Annotated in this window: 13 protein-coding genes; 2 read left to right on the top strand and 11 right to left on the bottom strand. The window is 26.6% G+C overall.

Annotated elements, in window-relative coordinates; all coding sequences use genetic code 11:
- Position 1: 1 nt before the first annotated feature.
- From AVBRAN9334_RS07720 to AVBRAN9334_RS07745, 6 genes are read right to left on the bottom strand one after another with little or no spacing between them, the layout of a single operon-like run.
- Positions 2-757: a septal ring lytic transglycosylase RlpA family protein gene (locus tag AVBRAN9334_RS07720; RefSeq protein WP_284444073.1), complete on the bottom strand. Its 756-nt coding sequence runs from the start codon at positions 755-757 to the stop codon at positions 2-4.
- Positions 754-1,836, bottom strand: a complete 1,083-nt coding sequence (locus tag AVBRAN9334_RS07725) for a lytic transglycosylase domain-containing protein (RefSeq protein ID WP_214117987.1) — start codon at positions 1,834-1,836, stop codon at positions 754-756. Before AVBRAN9334_RS07725 ends, AVBRAN9334_RS07720 begins: the two co-directional genes overlap by 4 nt.
- Entirely contained in the window at positions 1,833-2,588 is a 756-nt protein-coding gene (locus AVBRAN9334_RS07730) for a TatD family hydrolase (protein WP_214119844.1), read from the bottom strand. The genes AVBRAN9334_RS07725 and AVBRAN9334_RS07730 overlap by 4 nt, the downstream gene beginning before the upstream one ends.
- A gap of 2 nt (positions 2,589-2,590) precedes the next feature.
- Positions 2,591-3,838 (bottom strand): GGDEF domain-containing response regulator, encoded by a 1,248-nt coding sequence (locus AVBRAN9334_RS07735; protein WP_214117982.1) that lies wholly within the window; start codon positions 3,836-3,838, stop codon positions 2,591-2,593.
- Positions 3,835-5,355, bottom strand: coding sequence for an AAA family ATPase (locus AVBRAN9334_RS07740; RefSeq protein WP_336607463.1), 1,521 nt, complete (start codon positions 5,353-5,355; stop codon positions 3,835-3,837). The genes AVBRAN9334_RS07735 and AVBRAN9334_RS07740 overlap by 4 nt, the downstream gene beginning before the upstream one ends.
- Entirely contained in the window at positions 5,352-6,188 is an 837-nt protein-coding gene (locus AVBRAN9334_RS07745; protein WP_336607464.1) for an NAD(+)/NADH kinase, read from the bottom strand. Before AVBRAN9334_RS07745 ends, AVBRAN9334_RS07740 begins: the two co-directional genes overlap by 4 nt.
- Positions 6,189-6,275: 87 nt before the next feature.
- Here AVBRAN9334_RS07745 and aspS point away from each other — a divergent pair, with 87 nt between their 5' ends.
- Positions 6,276-8,033, top strand: coding sequence for an aspartate--tRNA ligase (gene aspS, locus AVBRAN9334_RS07750; RefSeq protein ID WP_336607465.1), 1,758 nt, complete (start codon positions 6,276-6,278; stop codon positions 8,031-8,033).
- Positions 8,034-8,045: 12 nt separating this feature from the next.
- Here the strand turns inward: aspS and AVBRAN9334_RS07755 are convergent, their stop codons facing one another.
- Positions 8,046-8,780 carry a hypothetical protein gene (locus tag AVBRAN9334_RS07755; RefSeq protein ID WP_214117975.1) on the bottom strand — a complete coding sequence of 245 codons (735 nt, stop codon included), beginning with the start codon at positions 8,778-8,780 and terminating at the stop codon, positions 8,046-8,048.
- Between the two features lie 111 nt (positions 8,781-8,891).
- On the opposite strand from AVBRAN9334_RS07755, the gene AVBRAN9334_RS07760 reads away from it, so the two are divergent.
- Complete coding sequence (locus AVBRAN9334_RS07760) at positions 8,892-10,826, top strand: capsular polysaccharide biosynthesis protein (RefSeq protein WP_336607466.1); 1,935 nt, start codon at positions 8,892-8,894, stop codon at positions 10,824-10,826.
- Here AVBRAN9334_RS07760 and AVBRAN9334_RS07765 read toward each other — a convergent pair.
- The 4 genes from AVBRAN9334_RS07765 to AVBRAN9334_RS07780 form a co-directional block, all read right to left on the bottom strand.
- The gene (locus AVBRAN9334_RS07765) at positions 10,812-11,534 is read right to left on the bottom strand and encodes a hypothetical protein (RefSeq protein ID WP_336607467.1); all 723 of its coding nucleotides are present in this window, start codon (positions 11,532-11,534) and stop codon (positions 10,812-10,814) included. The two genes, AVBRAN9334_RS07760 and AVBRAN9334_RS07765, sit on opposite strands and share 15 nt — an antisense overlap.
- Positions 11,535-11,550: 16 nt before the next feature.
- Complete coding sequence (locus AVBRAN9334_RS07770) at positions 11,551-12,018, bottom strand: hypothetical protein (RefSeq protein WP_336607468.1); 468 nt, start codon at positions 12,016-12,018, stop codon at positions 11,551-11,553.
- The gene (locus tag AVBRAN9334_RS07775; RefSeq protein WP_336607469.1) at positions 12,015-14,795 is read right to left on the bottom strand and encodes a glycosyltransferase family 2 protein; all 2,781 of its coding nucleotides are present in this window, start codon (positions 14,793-14,795) and stop codon (positions 12,015-12,017) included. The genes AVBRAN9334_RS07770 and AVBRAN9334_RS07775 overlap by 4 nt, the downstream gene beginning before the upstream one ends.
- Positions 14,785-16,115 (bottom strand): UDP-glucose dehydrogenase family protein (locus AVBRAN9334_RS07780; RefSeq protein ID WP_336607470.1); only part of this gene is annotated, 1,331 nt, incomplete at its 5' end. The genes AVBRAN9334_RS07780 and AVBRAN9334_RS07775, both read right to left, overlap by 11 nt.

Here is a 16,115-nt window from a genome sequence, read left to right on the forward strand (position 1 = left end):
CTTACTCCCTAAATATAAATGAACCTAGAAAATTAGCTAAGTTTATAAAATCCTTTGCTTCTTCTTCACTTCTAAAGCCTTTTAAAAACACTCTATAAAATCCATCGCTAGAATTTAATACTTTACTTGTATAACCTTTATAATTTGCATATCTTTTTGCTAAATTATAAGCATTTGCAGAGCTTTTAAACGCTCCTATTTGTATCATAAAATCTCCACCCATAATACTATTTACACTATTTTGAATGTTAGAATTTGTATTAGATATTTGAGGTTTAATATTGTCTTGATTAAAGCCTAATATAGTTAATTTTACTCTTGCAGTGCCTTTTTTAGTCATATCTATTTCATGCGCTGCACGATTTGATAAATCAATAATTCTTCCAGCAACAAATGGCCCTCTATCATTAACTCTTACTACAACACTTTTTCCATTTTCTAAATTATCAACTCTAACCATTGTATTCATAGGTAAAGTTTTATGAGCTGCTGTCATAGAATTTGTATTAAAAGTTTCTCCATTTGAAGTCTTTTTACCATGAAAACCTGGGCCATACCAACTAGCAATGCCAGTTTCAGTATCTCCAATATCAACCTTACTTGGATAATAAGTCTTACCATTTATTGTATAAGGTCTCATTGTAGCTGGAGTATTTGGTTTAGCTACTCCATAATTATAATTTTGGTTTAAGCTACTTGTAGTTGAACAAGCAGCAAATAAAAATAAAAAACTAGCGAAAACTAAATATTTTTTCAATTTTTAGCCTCCTTACTATCATCATATACTAATACAGGAATTAATAAGGTTTGATTAATTCCAATTCTATCATCTTTTAAATTATTATAAGCTCTTAAAGCATTTGTAGAAACACCATTTTTCTTAGCTATTGCATATATTGTATCACCTTGTTTTACCCTATAGCTTATTACATTTTTTACATTATTTTTAGCATACTTAATAGGATTTGAGTTATCTTTATAAGCTGCTATCTTTTCTATTGGTAAATAAGCATAATAATTATAAGGTGGTGCAAAATCGCCTTTAAATTGTGGGTTTAAATCTTTAAATTCACTTAAGCTAATCCCAGCTTTTCTAGCAATTGATGATAAACTTTCTTTTGGTTTTACATCAACTTTACCTATATTAAGTGCCATAACTTGATTTAACAAATAAATATCACCATACTTAGCAATATCATTTTCTGCTATTAAACTAGTACTTAAAATCTTTTTGAAAAATCTTCTTGTTTCCTTAGGTAAATATTTTTGGTCTTCATCTAATAATACACTTAATTCATCACTACCTGCATTTTTAATAGCTTTTCTAACACAGCCATTTCCACAATTGTAAGCAAAAATAGCTAAATACCATTTACCAAATTCATCTTTTAGCCTATGCAAATATTTTGCAGCAGCAACGCTAGCAGCTACAACATCTTTTCTTTCATCAATAAATTTGTCAATTTTTAGACCAAAATTCTTAGCAGTAGGTTCCATAAATTGCCAAACACCTGTAGCTTTTACTCCAGATTTAGCATCTGTTTTAAAATTACTCTCAACCATAGCAAGATATAAAAAAACATCAGGAACACCTTCTTTTTTTAAAATTGCTTTAATAATTGGAATATTCATATTAGCTTCATTCAATACTTTTGTAAAATAAAGCACTTCTCTTTCACTCATATCGTAAAAAATTTCCATAAAAGATTGGTCTTGTAAATATCTTAAATCTACATCAATACTTTTTAAGATTTTTTCTTGTTTATCGTATTTATCTACTGAAAAATTCGCATATAAACAAATACTTGTAACTATTAATAATATAAATTTTTTCAAATTAATCCTTTAAATAATTTTTTTGCGTTATTTGTTGTAAGTTCTTCTATCTCCTCAATTGATTTATTTAGTATTTCTGCCATTTTTTGTGCAACCAATTTGCAATATTTTGGCTCATTTAAAGTCCCCCTGTGTGGATGCGGGGTAAGATAAGGTGAATCAGTTTCTATAAGTAATCTATCTGTTTTGATTTTAGGTAAGATTTCAACTAAGTTTTTTGCATTTTTAAATGTAAGCACTCCTCCAATTCCATAATAAAATCTATCGCTTAATTCCAATAGAATTGGACTTGCATTAAAACAATGCAATACTCCAAAAGCTTCCTTATAAGCCTTTAATATTTCTAAAGAATCAGCATTTGCGTCTCTTATATGTATTATTAATGGTAGTTTTCTTTCAATTGATAGTTCAATCTGTTTTTTGAATACTTCTTTTTGTAGCTTTTTTTCTTCTTCGCTAGGATTTTTATAATAATCTAAACCACATTCTCCTATTGCAACACATTTACTATCTTCTAAAAAACTCTTTAAGTAGTCTAAATCAAAATCTTGTATATCATAAGGATGAACTCCGGCAGCAAAATATACATTATCATATTTATGTGAAATATCACGAGCTTTTTGTAATGTTTTTATATCAGCACCTGGAATAATATGAAGTTTTACTTCTTCATTGCTAGCATTAAGCAAAACTTCATCTAAGATATCATCATATCTTTCATCATCTAAATGCGTATGAGTATCAATTATCACTATTATTCGCCTTCATAAACTTCAACTCTATCACGACCATTTCTTTTAGCGTCGTATAAAGCTTCATCAGCTTTTTTAATCATTTCTTCTATTTCTGATTTTTTAGAGCCTACTGCAACTCCTATTGAAGCTGTGAAATTAATTGGTTTATCAAGATACATAGCAGGAGTTGATTTAATTGCACTTCTAATTTTCACTGCCATTTTAATAGCGTCTTCTTTCTTAATATTTTTAATTAATAAACAAAATTCTTCGCCACCAAATCTAGCAACCATATCCCCGCCCTTAACTTGTTCAAGTAGAGTTTGACCACATTGAACAATAACGCTATCTCCTGCAGCATGACCTAGTGTATCGTTAATGTTTTTAAATTTATCTATATCTATCATTAATACAGCAAAATCAACATCATCATTGATTTTTGAATAATATTCTTTGCTAGCCTCAAAAAAGCTTTTTCTATTATTTAATTTTGTTAAAAAGTCCTTTTCAGCACTTTCTTTTAGTTGTTCTGAATAATAAATTAAATCTATACTATTATTAATCCTACAAATAATATTCTCTCTTGAAAATGGCTTTTGAATAAAATCATTTGCTCCGGTTTTTAGCATTCTAGCACCAACATCATCACTTCCGTGAGCTGTTAAAACTATTATTCCTAATTGATTTTTATTATAAGATTTTCTAACTTCTTTTATAAGCTCTTCACCAGAAACTGCTGGCATTTCTTTGTCTGTTAAAATAAGTTTTACATCAGGGTGTTGTTCTAAATATCCTAATGCTTCAGCTCCGTGAGCTGCTGGGAAAACTTGGAATTTGTAAGCTTGCAAAATATTTTTAATAATATTTCTCATAGCCATTGAATCTTCAGCCACTATAATTTTCGTATTTTCGTTTCTTTGTAAGCGTTCAATAATATCTATTATATAATCAACACATTCGCTACCTTCTTTTAGCACATAATCAACAATGTCTTTATCCATAAAACTTTTTCTTGTAGCGTCATCATCAAGTCCAGTTAGAATAATACTTGGAATTTTCTTAGATAGAGCATAATCAACAACTTGACCATGCATAGCATCAGGCAAACATAAATCAAGTAATGCAGCAAAATACTGATTATTATCTAGCAACTCTTTAGCCTCTGCAAAATCATAAGCTACATCAAATTCGCAATTTAATGCGCCACTAACTTTTTTTGCTATTGCTTTAGCTAACATCTTATTGTCATCTACTAATAGTAATTTCATTCTTTTCCTTCTAATATGGTTTTTGCAAAATCTAAGGCTGATTGGCTGATATTCTCATCACTAATCATTCTTGCAAGTTCATTTGCTACTTCATCTTTTCTAAGCTCTCTTGCAAAGCTTTTATTGTTTTCTTTACTTACTAAAAAATGCTGATTTGCTTTTGCACAAATCCAAGGCATATGAGTTATTACAAATATTTGATAATGCTTACTTAATTTACTAATTACATTTGCAATACTAATAGCCTCTTTTCCGCTTAAATTAGCATCTATCTCATCTAAAAATATATAACCATTCGCATAATCAATAAAATCAGCAAAACTAGCCAAAAATGCAAGTCTTAATCTATTTAACTCGCCCGAGCTAATCTCTTTAAAACCTGCTTTATTTAAACTGATTTCAAATCTATCTATGCCGTTAATTCCTAGTTCAAATTCCACTAACCTAAGAGCAATTTTGTCTAAGTATAACAAATTTAGATAATCATTAATTTTACACTCAAGTTCATTAAGGTAAATTAATCTTATTTTTGATATAGCTTTCGCATCGCTTATAAGCTTATTTTTTAGAGTTTTAAGCTTTTTTTCAATATTGTCTTTTTCGTAATCAATATTTTCATAAATATTTAATTCTTTTTCTTTATCTTTGAGTATATTTAACGCATCTTCAACGCTTCCATAACGCTTTACTAGATAATGAAGCTTTTCTAATCTATTTAAAATCTCTTCAATATCTAACTCACTACTATCATTATTTAAATCATTATAAATATCATTTAATTCATTCATAGCACTTACAAAAAATTCACTATCAATATTAGCTAATCTTAAAAGTTCTAAAACACTGCTCTCATAGGCAAAAATGCCTTCTGATTTTCTTAAAGCTTGTTCTATTTTATCTCTTTTTGAAAGCTTGGTTTTAATATCTAATAATTTTTCATATTCGCCTATTTTTGGATTTATATCTTTAATTTTTTTAATTTCTAAGCTTAATAATTCTTTTAAATCATTGATTTTATTTTCATCTTCACATAATTTTTTGTATTCTTTTTCTAATTCATCTAATTTTTTAAAATTATTTTTATATTCATTTAAAGTATTTTCATAATTTTGCTCTTTTTTAATTATGATTAAATCTAGCATTTTTAATAAATAATTTGGCTCAAAATCATCATAATTTTTAGCCGATAAATAGCGAATATTACTAGCATTTAGCTCACTCATAATCTTTTTTGAAACTGCTTGATTGTTTATAAAATATCTAGTAACTTTATCCTTTTTAACCCTAAAAACATTGGGATTAGAATTTTCTATACTTTCATCATTTATCTTATCATCTATGCTAATTTCTAAAAGACTTGCACTGCTTTCAAAAATTCCAAAAGCTGCTAATATACTTTTAAAAATTACTGATTTTCCAGCTCCACTAGAACCTGTAAAAACTATAAGACCATTTTTAAATTCTAAGTTAAGTTCATCAAAAGTTATATTATTTGTAAAATATAATCTTTCTATCATCTTACTTCTCCCCAATTAAGCTTTTCATTTAAAACCCTAAAATAAGAGCTATTTTTACGCCTAATAATATTTGCTCTTACATTACTAAGCCCTATTCTAACGCTTTTAAATTCATCTTTATTAAATACTTCTTGACCATCTATACTTAAAGTGCAATTTGCACTCATAACATCAATAAAAAAACTTTTAGGTAATACTATTGGTCTTTGAGTTAGTGAATGAGAACAAATTGGAGTTAGCATAAAAACACGGCTTAATGGATAAATAATCGAGCCGCCTGCACTAAGATTATAAGCGGTTGAGCCTGAAGGAGTGGAGATTATAAGCCCATCGGCATTATAGTTATTAAAAATATCTCCTTTAAAACTCGTTTTTATATCCGCTAATAATAAATGATTTGCTCTATTAAATACTGCGTCATTAAAAGCATATTTTTGTAAGATTTTACCATTATTTAGCTTTATTTGAACACTTAGTAAAAATGGTCGCTCAAGTTTATATGAACCATTTAAAAACTCATTCATACCGGTTTCAAATTCTGTAGTTTTAAACTCCGTTAAAAAGCCTAAATTACCGGCATTTACTCCAAATACAGGAATATTAGAATTTGCTAGATATCTACAAGCTGAAATTATATTTCCATCTCCACCTAAGGATATTAATAATCCCACATTTTCTAAATCAAATTCTATTTCATTTTTTCTATCATTTATATATATTAAATATTCAATATTTTTACTATTAAGATAATTTTTTATATTATTTAATTCCAAACTATCTTCTAAACCTAATTTGCAAAATATAATTATTTTTTTAATTTCTTTATTTTTCATAATCTTTTCTTATTCTTTTTATTATAAATTTACAATTTTTGAGTAAAAATCAATTAATTTAATAAAAATTCATGTTAAGGAAAGAAATTGAGAACACATTATAGCACTGAGCTTAGCATTAAAAACATTGATGAAGAAGTAGTTGTAGCTGGATTTGTAAATAGCTACCGCGACCATGGTGGAGTTGTATTTTTAGATTTAAGAGATAAAGAAGGTATTATTCAATTAGTATGTGACCCTGAAATAAACAAAAATGCTCACGAAATAGCAAGCAGCTTAAGAGATGAGTATGTAATAAGTGCTAAAGGTAAGATTAGAGCTAGAGGCGAAGGTTTAGTAAATCCAAGACTAAAAACCGGAGAAATTGAAATAGTATGTAGCGAAATTGAACTAATTAATAGTGCAAAAGCGCTACCTTTTGATATAAATGATTTAAATGTTAATGAAGAATTAAGACTAAAATATAGATTTTTAAGTCTTAGAAATCCTAAATTATTAGATAATTTTAAAAAGCGTTCAATCATTACAACAGCAGCTAGAAATGCTTTAACAAAATTAGGCTTTATGGAGGTTGAAACTCCGATTTTAACAAAAGCTACACCTGAAGGTGCAAGAGATTATTTAGTTCCATCTCGTGTGCATGAAGGCGAATTTTATGCGTTACCACAAAGCCCACAATTATTCAAACAACTTTTAATGGTTGCTGGGTTTGATAAATACTTTCAAATTGCAAAATGCTTTAGAGATGAAGATTTAAGAGCTGATAGACAACCTGAATTTACTCAAATAGATGTTGAGATGAGTTTTTGCGACCAAGAAATGGTTATGCAAAATGCTGAAACTTTCTTAAGAGAAACATTTGCAAGTGTTGGTATTGCAATGCCACAAAATGTAAAAAGAATGACCTATAATGAAGCAATGGAACTTTATGGAAGTGATAAACCTGATTTAAGATTTGATATGCCAATGATTGATGTTGCACACATTTTTACAAAGTCAAATAACGCTATTTTTAGCGAACCTGCAAAAGATACTAAGAAAAATCGTGTAAAAGCAATTATTGTTAAAAATGGAGATAATATTTTTTCAAAACGCCAAATGCAAGGATTTGAAGAATATGTTAGAAAATTTGGTGCTAAAGGTCTAGCGTTTATTCAAATGAAAGAAGATGGACCAAAAGGACCATTAACTAAATTTTTTGATGATGATGGAGCTGAGCTTATAAATTTCTTAAAAGAAAAAGCAGATTTTAGTGTAGGAGATGTAGTATTCTTCGGCGTTGGTGCTAAAAAAACCGTTTTAGATTATATGGGAAGATTTAGATTATTCTTAGCGAATGAATTAAAGATTATTGATGAAAATAAATTTGAGTTTTTATGGGTTGTTGACTTTCCTATGTTTGAGCAAAATGATGATGGAAGCTATTCGGCAATGCATCATCCATTCACAATGCCAAAAAATATCGATGCACCAATTGATGAGATAAATTCTATTGCTTATGATATAGTATTAAACGGAGTTGAGCTTGGTGGTGGAAGTATAAGGATTCATAGAAGCGATATTCAACAAAAAGTATTTAAATTACTTGGAATTAGCGAAGATGAACAAAAAGAAAAATTTGGCTTTTTACTAGACGCATTAAGCTACGGAGCACCTAGTCATGGTGGATTTGCAATAGGGCTTGATAGATTATTAATGCTAGTTACAAAATCTAGCTCAATTAGAGATGTAATAGCATTCCCTAAAACTCAAAGAGCGCAATGCCTAATGACTGACGCACCAAGCAAAGTTGCTTATGCACAGCTAAATGAATTACACATTGCACTAAAAGAAAGTAAAAAATAATTTTACCCCTTTTTAAGGGGTATATTTATATTGCAAACTAATGCCATCTGCTATATTACCAATGTTTATAGCATCTTTTAAGTTAAATTCCATTCTAAGCATTAATATTTCTAAATCTTTTTGAAATCTAATTTTTGTAGGTTTATTGTGAAAGATTTCGTTTCTTACCTTTCTAATTTGACCTATTTTTGTATATAAATGGTTTTTATCATATGGTGGCAATTCTTGATTTTTATATTCTTTATATTCAGCAAAAATTATTGAATATAAATTCCAATTTTCATTTATTATCTCTTGTAAATCCATCATCCTAAAACAATCAAAAATCTCAAATGTGTTTGTATTGTTTAAATCTAGTTCTTTACATTGCCTATTTATTCTCTTTGCCATATTAATATCAATTATGTTACAAAACCAATTATCTTCGTTTTTATTATAATGGTTTGCATAATTTATTGCTACAGTGCTTCTTAAAGTGTTTTCAAAACAGTGCAATAATAGTGATTTGGTCTGATGATTTCTCCTGCGTTTATTATAAATAACCATTATAAGTTCAAATAAATTATATTCCTTATTATATTTTTCTAATAATTTTTTAGCTTCTTTGCAAGAGCCTAGCAAATATTCAAAGTGCAATGTTTTTATAGCTTTTATCATTCTGTCTTTAAAATCATCTACTAAAAGGAATTGATAATTTGCAAATAAATCTTCAATTTTTTTATAAAATTCTTCTTCTATCTTATACATTTAGCTGCCTTTTATGTTTACATAATTATATTAGAATAATTTTAACTTAGAGATGTTCCAACGATAGATTGGGTCTTAACTACTCTAAGTTCTTTTTATTTTAGGTAAAGAATGCTGATTAGATATTTTAAACAATATAAACTTCGTAAAAATGTTAAAAACTTTTTAAATCTTTCTTGGCGTGATGCAAGTTGCAATGGTGTTTATTATGGCTGGGGAAGAAAGGAAAGTGGCAAAATAGCCAAGGATTTAGCTAAAAAAAATAATGCTAAATTTTGCTTACTTGAAGATGGGCTTATTCGCTCTTTAGGGCTTGGCATTAATGATAAAAATAGCTTTTCACTAGTATTTGATGATATTGGGATTTATTATGATGCAACCACTCCAAGTAGATTAGAAAATATTTTGAATACTTACGAGTTTAACGAAGATGAATTACAAAAAGCAAGAAAAGCTATCAAATATCTAGTAGATAATAATATAAGCAAATATAACAATGCTTACAAAGAATTTAAATTAGGGAATAAAGATAATGTTTTAGTGATTTTGCAGAGTGCAAATGATCTATCACTTAAATATGGTTTAGCTAATAATATTAATTCACTTGATATGATTAAAGACGCAATCAAGGAAAACCCTAATTCTAAAATTTATGTAAAAATTCATCCAGATACACTAAATAGCAAAAAACAAAGCGATATAAACATAAATGAAATTCCACAAGAGTGTGAGATTATAAGCGATAGTTATAATCCAATAATTTTACTTAAAAACTTTAAAAAGGTTTATACAAAAACTTCAACAATGGGGTTTGAAGCTTTACTTTGCGGGTGTGAATGTGTGTGCTATGGAATACCTTTTTATGCAGGATGGGGAATTACAAAAGATAAACAAAAATGTGAGCGTAGAATAAAAATAAGAAATATTGAAGAAATATTTTATGCTATGTATTTTTTATATACGAAATATTATAATCCCTACTCTGAAGATATTTCAGATATTTTTGATACTATGAAAACCATAGTGCAATTTAGAGAAATTTATAAGGCTAATTCAGGGAGATTATTTTTCTTTGGGTTTTCCTTATGGAAAAGAGCTCATACAAAGCATTTTTTTAAATCATTTGATAATAAAATAATTTTCATGAACTCTTTAAGTACTTTAAAGCGGTATAAGGTTACAGAAAACGATAAAGCATTTATATGGGGTAAAAAGTATGATAAAAACGAACTCGAAAAGTATTTTAAGAATGTTAGCATAGTAGAAGATGGTTTTATACGCTCAATTGGACTTGGCTCAAACCTTACTAAAGCATACTCATTAGTAGTTGATGATATGGGAATTTATTTTGACCCTCAACTTCCAAGTAGATTAGAATATATCCTAAAAAATACCAATTTTAGCGATGAGTTAATAGAAGAAGCAAAAGAGATTAGAAAACTAATTTTAGATAATTCATTTTCTAAATACAATTGCTTAAAACATCAAGAATTGCCAAAAAGAAAACAAAAAACAATACTAATTCCAGCACAAGTTGAAGATGATGCATCTATCAAATGTGGTGGTTTAGGATATGATACTTTAAAACTTATAAAGCAAGTTAGAGCTGAAAATCCGGAGGCTTATATAATATATAAAGTTCATCCTGATGTAGTAGCTGGTAATCGTAAAGGACTTAAGGATGAGAAAATTATCTTAAAATATTGCGATGAAATTATAACTGATATTAGTATAGATAGTTGTATAAAAGCTTGTGATGAGGTTCATACTATCACATCAACAGCAGGATATGATGCATTAATTCGTGATAAAGTAGTGGTAACTTACGGAGCTCCATTTTATGCTGGCTGGGGTCTAACCATTGATAAAAACATAACTCCAAAAATCCTATCTCGCCGTAGTAGAAACCTAAGCATCAACGAACTAATAGCTGGAGTTATTATTTTATATCCTAGATATTTAAATCCTTTATCTAATAAATTTTGTGATTGTATAAAACTAATTAAAATTTTACAAACTATCCATAGAGTCTCAAATCCACATTAATTTAGTATAAAGGTTGTGCAATACATTGCATTTTTTTAAATTTTCTTCATTACTTTTTAACAACCTAGAAGAATATTTCCAACCATTTGTAATCCCTTTAAAATGTCTAATTTCATAATTATTGTTTAACTTATTTTTAAGAGATTTTTTAGTTTTTAAATTTAAATGATCATGTACTCTATATTGAATATCATTCAAATCTATATTTTTTATATTACTAGGGCAAATACACCATTTTGTAGCAGTTCTAGGAGAATTAATATTTATATATAACAAATCTTTATAAGAGTAATTACAATTTATAGCGGTATTTTCTACCCATTGTCCATCAAAATATATAGGCTCTTTAGACAATTCAGCTTCTTCAAATATAGATCTATTATTATAAGAAATAACTAACTCATCTATATCTACATTTAAAATTGATTTTGCGTATTTTAAAAAACTATATTTTGCATGCTCAAACATACAATATTGAGAATAATCAGAATCCCAAGGAGATTTATTAAAGCTTCCAGGACCATATGGTACAGGCCATCTAACAACCACAACCGACATATCAATATTTTGTTCTAAATATTCTAATAATTCTTGAGAAGAATAATCATCACTACAATTATCATATATAACAATAGCATCAGCTTTATGTATAATTTTATAAAAATTACAAAAATCTTTTATCCATGTAAGCCTATTGTCTTTACTCATTGTAATTATAACTCTTTTATCTTTTAAATAATTGACTACCCCCCCCCCATTTATATATATCATTAATTTTATTATAAACAAAACTACCATAGTTACAAAATTCCAGTACTCTAGGTTTAAAAAAAGAAGTATATAATAATTCATAATGACTAGCTCTATCTAAATATTTTGTTGATATATTTACTGAAGAAAAATTAAAATTTATTTTCATTATACTTATATTTTTTGAATTAATATTATGTTTTAAAGTTATATTTTTATATAACAAATCTTTCTTTTGTGTAAATGGAGCACCTATAGCGTGTATTTTATGCTCAAATTCATCATAAAATATATCGCAAAAGATAACACCATAATCATATAAATCTTTAAAATTATCTTGTCTATTCTCTAAAGGTCTTGTTGGTACTCTTTTATCTACCAAATAACTATTAAAGCATAAAACTGAAGGTATATATAATTTTGCTATCTTTTTTGGATTCATTTTTTACTCCTAAAAATAAACTTAATTAGTTTCATAATTAAAAACCAATAATAAGAATAATTCTTTTTAATATTAAATTTTAATTCTTCTATAACTAAATTGAAATCATAAAAATCAGCATGTGTAATATTAGGAACAATTTTGCAAATATCTTTAATATCATATAAGTAATGTCCTCTATCAATATCAACACTAATTATTTGTTTATCTTTTACACTGATTTTATATATGTATGCATCATCATGCCAAGATAATAGTGGATTTTGTAAAAGTTCAGTACCATTGATTTTAATTGAATTATATAATACATACACTGGAACCCTAATATCATTAAGTCTTTTGTCAATACCCAAGAATTTTAACATTAAAATACCATCCCCGACTATTTTAATTTTAAAATTAGTTTTTAAATTATTATCTATAACAACACTACCAATACCATCTTGATTAGTGAACCAAATTGGATTGGTAGATTTAAAACTATGTTCCAATAATTCAATTCTATTAGTTGCTGTTCTATAGTTTCTAATTTTTATATTAAATTTTCCATTACCACTATAATAATCTAAATTTAAAAATAAAATTTCTTCCTTTAAAAGAAATTGTTTAATTTTTACAGAACTATTTGCATTAACTTTGATTGGATTTTTTAATATATTTTTTCCATTTAAATATACTTTATTGTATATAACCTCAATATTATCAATATTAAAAAGCTCAATTATTAAATAACCAATACCTTTATTCTTAAATATTATTTTATTACAATTACCTATTATATTATAACCATTGCTTTTATTTGTTGATATCGGTAGTATTAAATCCACTTCCTCTATTAATTCAATTTGATTGTGAAAACCAAAATTTTTAATATCAAATCTTGCAGAATTTATTTCTTGATAATATATACCAAAATTATCTTTAATAAACAACTCTAATTCTCTAGATACTTGTAGTTTATAGGTATTTATAATTTTTGTAATTACTCTAATTAAATACTCTTTATAATGTTTTTTATACTGAACATTAAAACTCTTATAATTGGCATATAAAATGTTAACATAAAATAACATATAAATATTTATAAATTCATCACTTGTTATTCTAGGCAACATTTGGGATAATAATTCAACTATTATAATTTTATCTAAAAATTTTTTTTCTAAATTTTGAGTGATAGAATCATCATGAACTCTTCTAAAATATATCTTATCTCTTAAAATACTTATTTTTTTTGCTTTAAACAAAGATTCTATAAAAAATAAATTATCTTCAAAACATATTTTTTTATTTACCCATAATATTTTATTTTTTACTAAAAAATCTCTATTGTATATAGTAAGACAAGAAGATACAGCTATTTTTGTAATAAATTCTCGACAATCTTTGTAGTTAAAAATATCTTTAAAATCATTTGGTATATATCTAAAACTATAATAATCATTGCAAGAGATATTGTTATTATTATCAAAATTCATACCACCTATCATCAACATATCTAATTTATTACGAAAAGCTTTAGTAAAAATTTTTTCACAAGCAAAACTATCAATGTAATCATCAGCATCAATATATTGAATATAAAATCCTTTAGCTACAAGAAAAGCGTTATTTCTAGATATAGATAGACCTTGGTTTGTTTGATTTATAATAGTTATTCTATTATCTATACAAGAATATTTCTCCAATATAGATAAAGTTGAATCGCAAGAACCATCGTTAACACATATAATCTCTATATCCCTTATTGTTTGCCCAATAACACTTTTTAAACATTGTTCAATATAATCTTCACCATTATAAACACATATAATAATAGAAATTTTTGGTCTCAGTAAACTAGATAAAAAATTATATATTTTATCATTTACAATAAATTTTAATTTTGCTTTTATAACCTCATAACTATCATTACAATAACTTAATTCATATATAAATGATGAATTAACTCTATCCAAAAAACTTTGATTGTACTTATTGTAAATATTATGTTTACATAGACTATCATATAAAAATTGTATAGCTCTTGCAAAACATTCAATTTTATCTCCTCTATTAGCAGTCAAATTTGAACACTGATTTGTTCTATATATAACATAAGAATTATTTAATAATTTAATTTTATTAGTCAAGGCGATGCAAATATATGTAAAAGCCAAATCATTAACAACTTGTAAAGCTTGAAAATAAATTTTATATTTATTTATCAATTGCGAATTGAATATCTTAGTCCAAGCATTTGGATTTGTGATATTAAAAATATTTTTAATTTTTTTATCAACACTATAATTAGGCAAGTAAGTTCTACCTATTATTTTTTTAGTAATATCATCGTAAATATCATTAGCAAAAATAACAATATCAGTCTCAAAAATATTAGTCAATAATTGTTCATAAATATTGCATTTAACCCAATCGTCACTATCTAAAAAATGATAATACTCTCCACTAGCTACCATCATACCAGCATTTCTTGCAACTCCAGCATATAGATTTTCTTGAGTAAGTACTGTAATACGATTATCTTTAGCTGCATATTCTTTTAAAATTTCTAGTGAATTATCAGTTGAGCCATCATCTACACATATTATTTCTATTTCTTTTAGGCTTTGGTTTATTACACTATCTAAACACTCTCCTAAATATTTTTCAGTGTTATATACCGGGATTATTACCGATACTTTTGGAGTATAGTCAATCTTATTTTTAATTAAAATAGTAGCTTTTGTATCAGGATCACCTTCAGCATTTTTAACTATTATATTATTAATATTCATAGCTATCTCCGCTTTTACCTATATTTATTATCTTAAAATTATATTCAGCAGCTAATTTTAAATTAACTATATTTCTAGTATCATATATAATTTTAGTTTTAATCTTATTAGATAATAAATTAAAATCGATATCCTTAAATTCATCCCATTCAGTTAATATTACCAATAAATCACATTTGTTAGAACACTCATATATAGAATTAAAATAATTAACATTATTCTTTAATATCTTGCTAGCATTCTTCATCGCTTTTGGATCATATACATTAATATTCTCATATTTCTTAATAAGCTCCTTTGTTATTTCTAACGCTGGACTTTGCCTACAATCATCAGTACCACCTTTAAAAGCAAGTCCTAAAATACCTATTTTTGGATTTTCAACATTTTTTAATATATATTCAATATTATCTATAATTTTAAATCTTCTTCTATTATTTCCTTCTATGGTAGCCTTTAACAAAGAAAGTTCTACTTTACATTTTCTAGCCATTTCTAACATTGCTAAAGTATCTTTAGGAAAACAACTTCCACCATATCCTGGTCCTGGATTTAAAAACTTATCACCTATACGACTATCAAACCCAATACCCAATGCAACTTCATTTATATTTGCACCACTTTTTTCACAAAAATCAGCCATTTCATTTATAAAATGTATTTTCATTGCTAAAAAAGAATTTGATGCATATTTTATAAGTTCAGCTGACTTTCTAGAAGTTATTAAAATTTTACTGCTATCAATATGAGAATATAATTCTTTTAATACTTTACTTGCCTTATCAGAATTACTTCCTATTATAACCCTATCTGGATTATAAAAATCTACTAAAGCATACCCTTCTCTCAAAAATTCAGGTAAAGATACTATATTTACATTTAAATTAAAAGTATTAAATTTGTGCTCTATTTGATCACTAGTACCTACTGGAACAGTAGATTTAATAGCTAAAACTAAATTTTTATCTTTACATAAATTTTTAGCTATTTCTATAATTGCATCATCGATATATCTCAAATCAACACTGCCACTATTATTCAATTGAGGCGTTCCAACAGCCAAAATTACTATATCTGCATTATTAATACAAGAATAAGAGGTTGTAAAAAATAACCTACTATTAACAACTTCCCTAAAAGCTATTTCCAAATCATTTTCAAATATAGGTATATTACCTTGTCTTAAAATATTTATCTTATCCACATCAATATCTACACAAGTTACATTATGACCTAATTGTGCAAAACCAACACCACTAGGCAATCCAACATAACCAGTTCCAATAATAACAATATTCACAAAAACTCCAATTTTGAAAA

Source organism: Campylobacter sp. RM9334, assembly GCF_020138145.1.
Lineage (GTDB): Bacteria > Campylobacterota > Campylobacteria > Campylobacterales > Campylobacteraceae > Campylobacter_E.

What these genes read in the sequence shown, in the direction of transcription:
- AVBRAN9334_RS07735 (WP_214117982.1), bottom strand. Translation starts at nt 3,838, where the DNA reads ATGAAATTACTATTAGTAGATGACAATAAGATGTTAGCTAAAGCAATA.
- AVBRAN9334_RS07740 (WP_336607463.1), bottom strand. Translation starts at nt 5,355, where the DNA reads ATGATAGAAAGATTATATTTTACAAATAATATAACTTTTGATGAACTT.
- AVBRAN9334_RS07745 (WP_336607464.1), bottom strand. Translation starts at nt 6,188, where the DNA reads ATGAAAAATAAAGAAATTAAAAAAATAATTATATTTTGCAAATTAGGT.
- AVBRAN9334_RS07755 (WP_214117975.1), bottom strand. Translation starts at nt 8,780, where the DNA reads ATGTATAAGATAGAAGAAGAATTTTATAAAAAAATTGAAGATTTATTT.
- AVBRAN9334_RS07760 (WP_336607466.1), top strand. Translation starts at nt 8,892, where the DNA reads ATGCTGATTAGATATTTTAAACAATATAAACTTCGTAAAAATGTTAAA.
- AVBRAN9334_RS07765 (WP_336607467.1), bottom strand. Translation starts at nt 11,534, where the DNA reads ATGAGTAAAGACAATAGGCTTACATGGATAAAAGATTTTTGTAATTTT.
- AVBRAN9334_RS07770 (WP_336607468.1), bottom strand. Translation starts at nt 12,018, where the DNA reads ATGAATCCAAAAAAGATAGCAAAATTATATATACCTTCAGTTTTATGC.
- AVBRAN9334_RS07775 (WP_336607469.1), bottom strand. Translation starts at nt 14,795, where the DNA reads ATGAATATTAATAATATAATAGTTAAAAATGCTGAAGGTGATCCTGAT.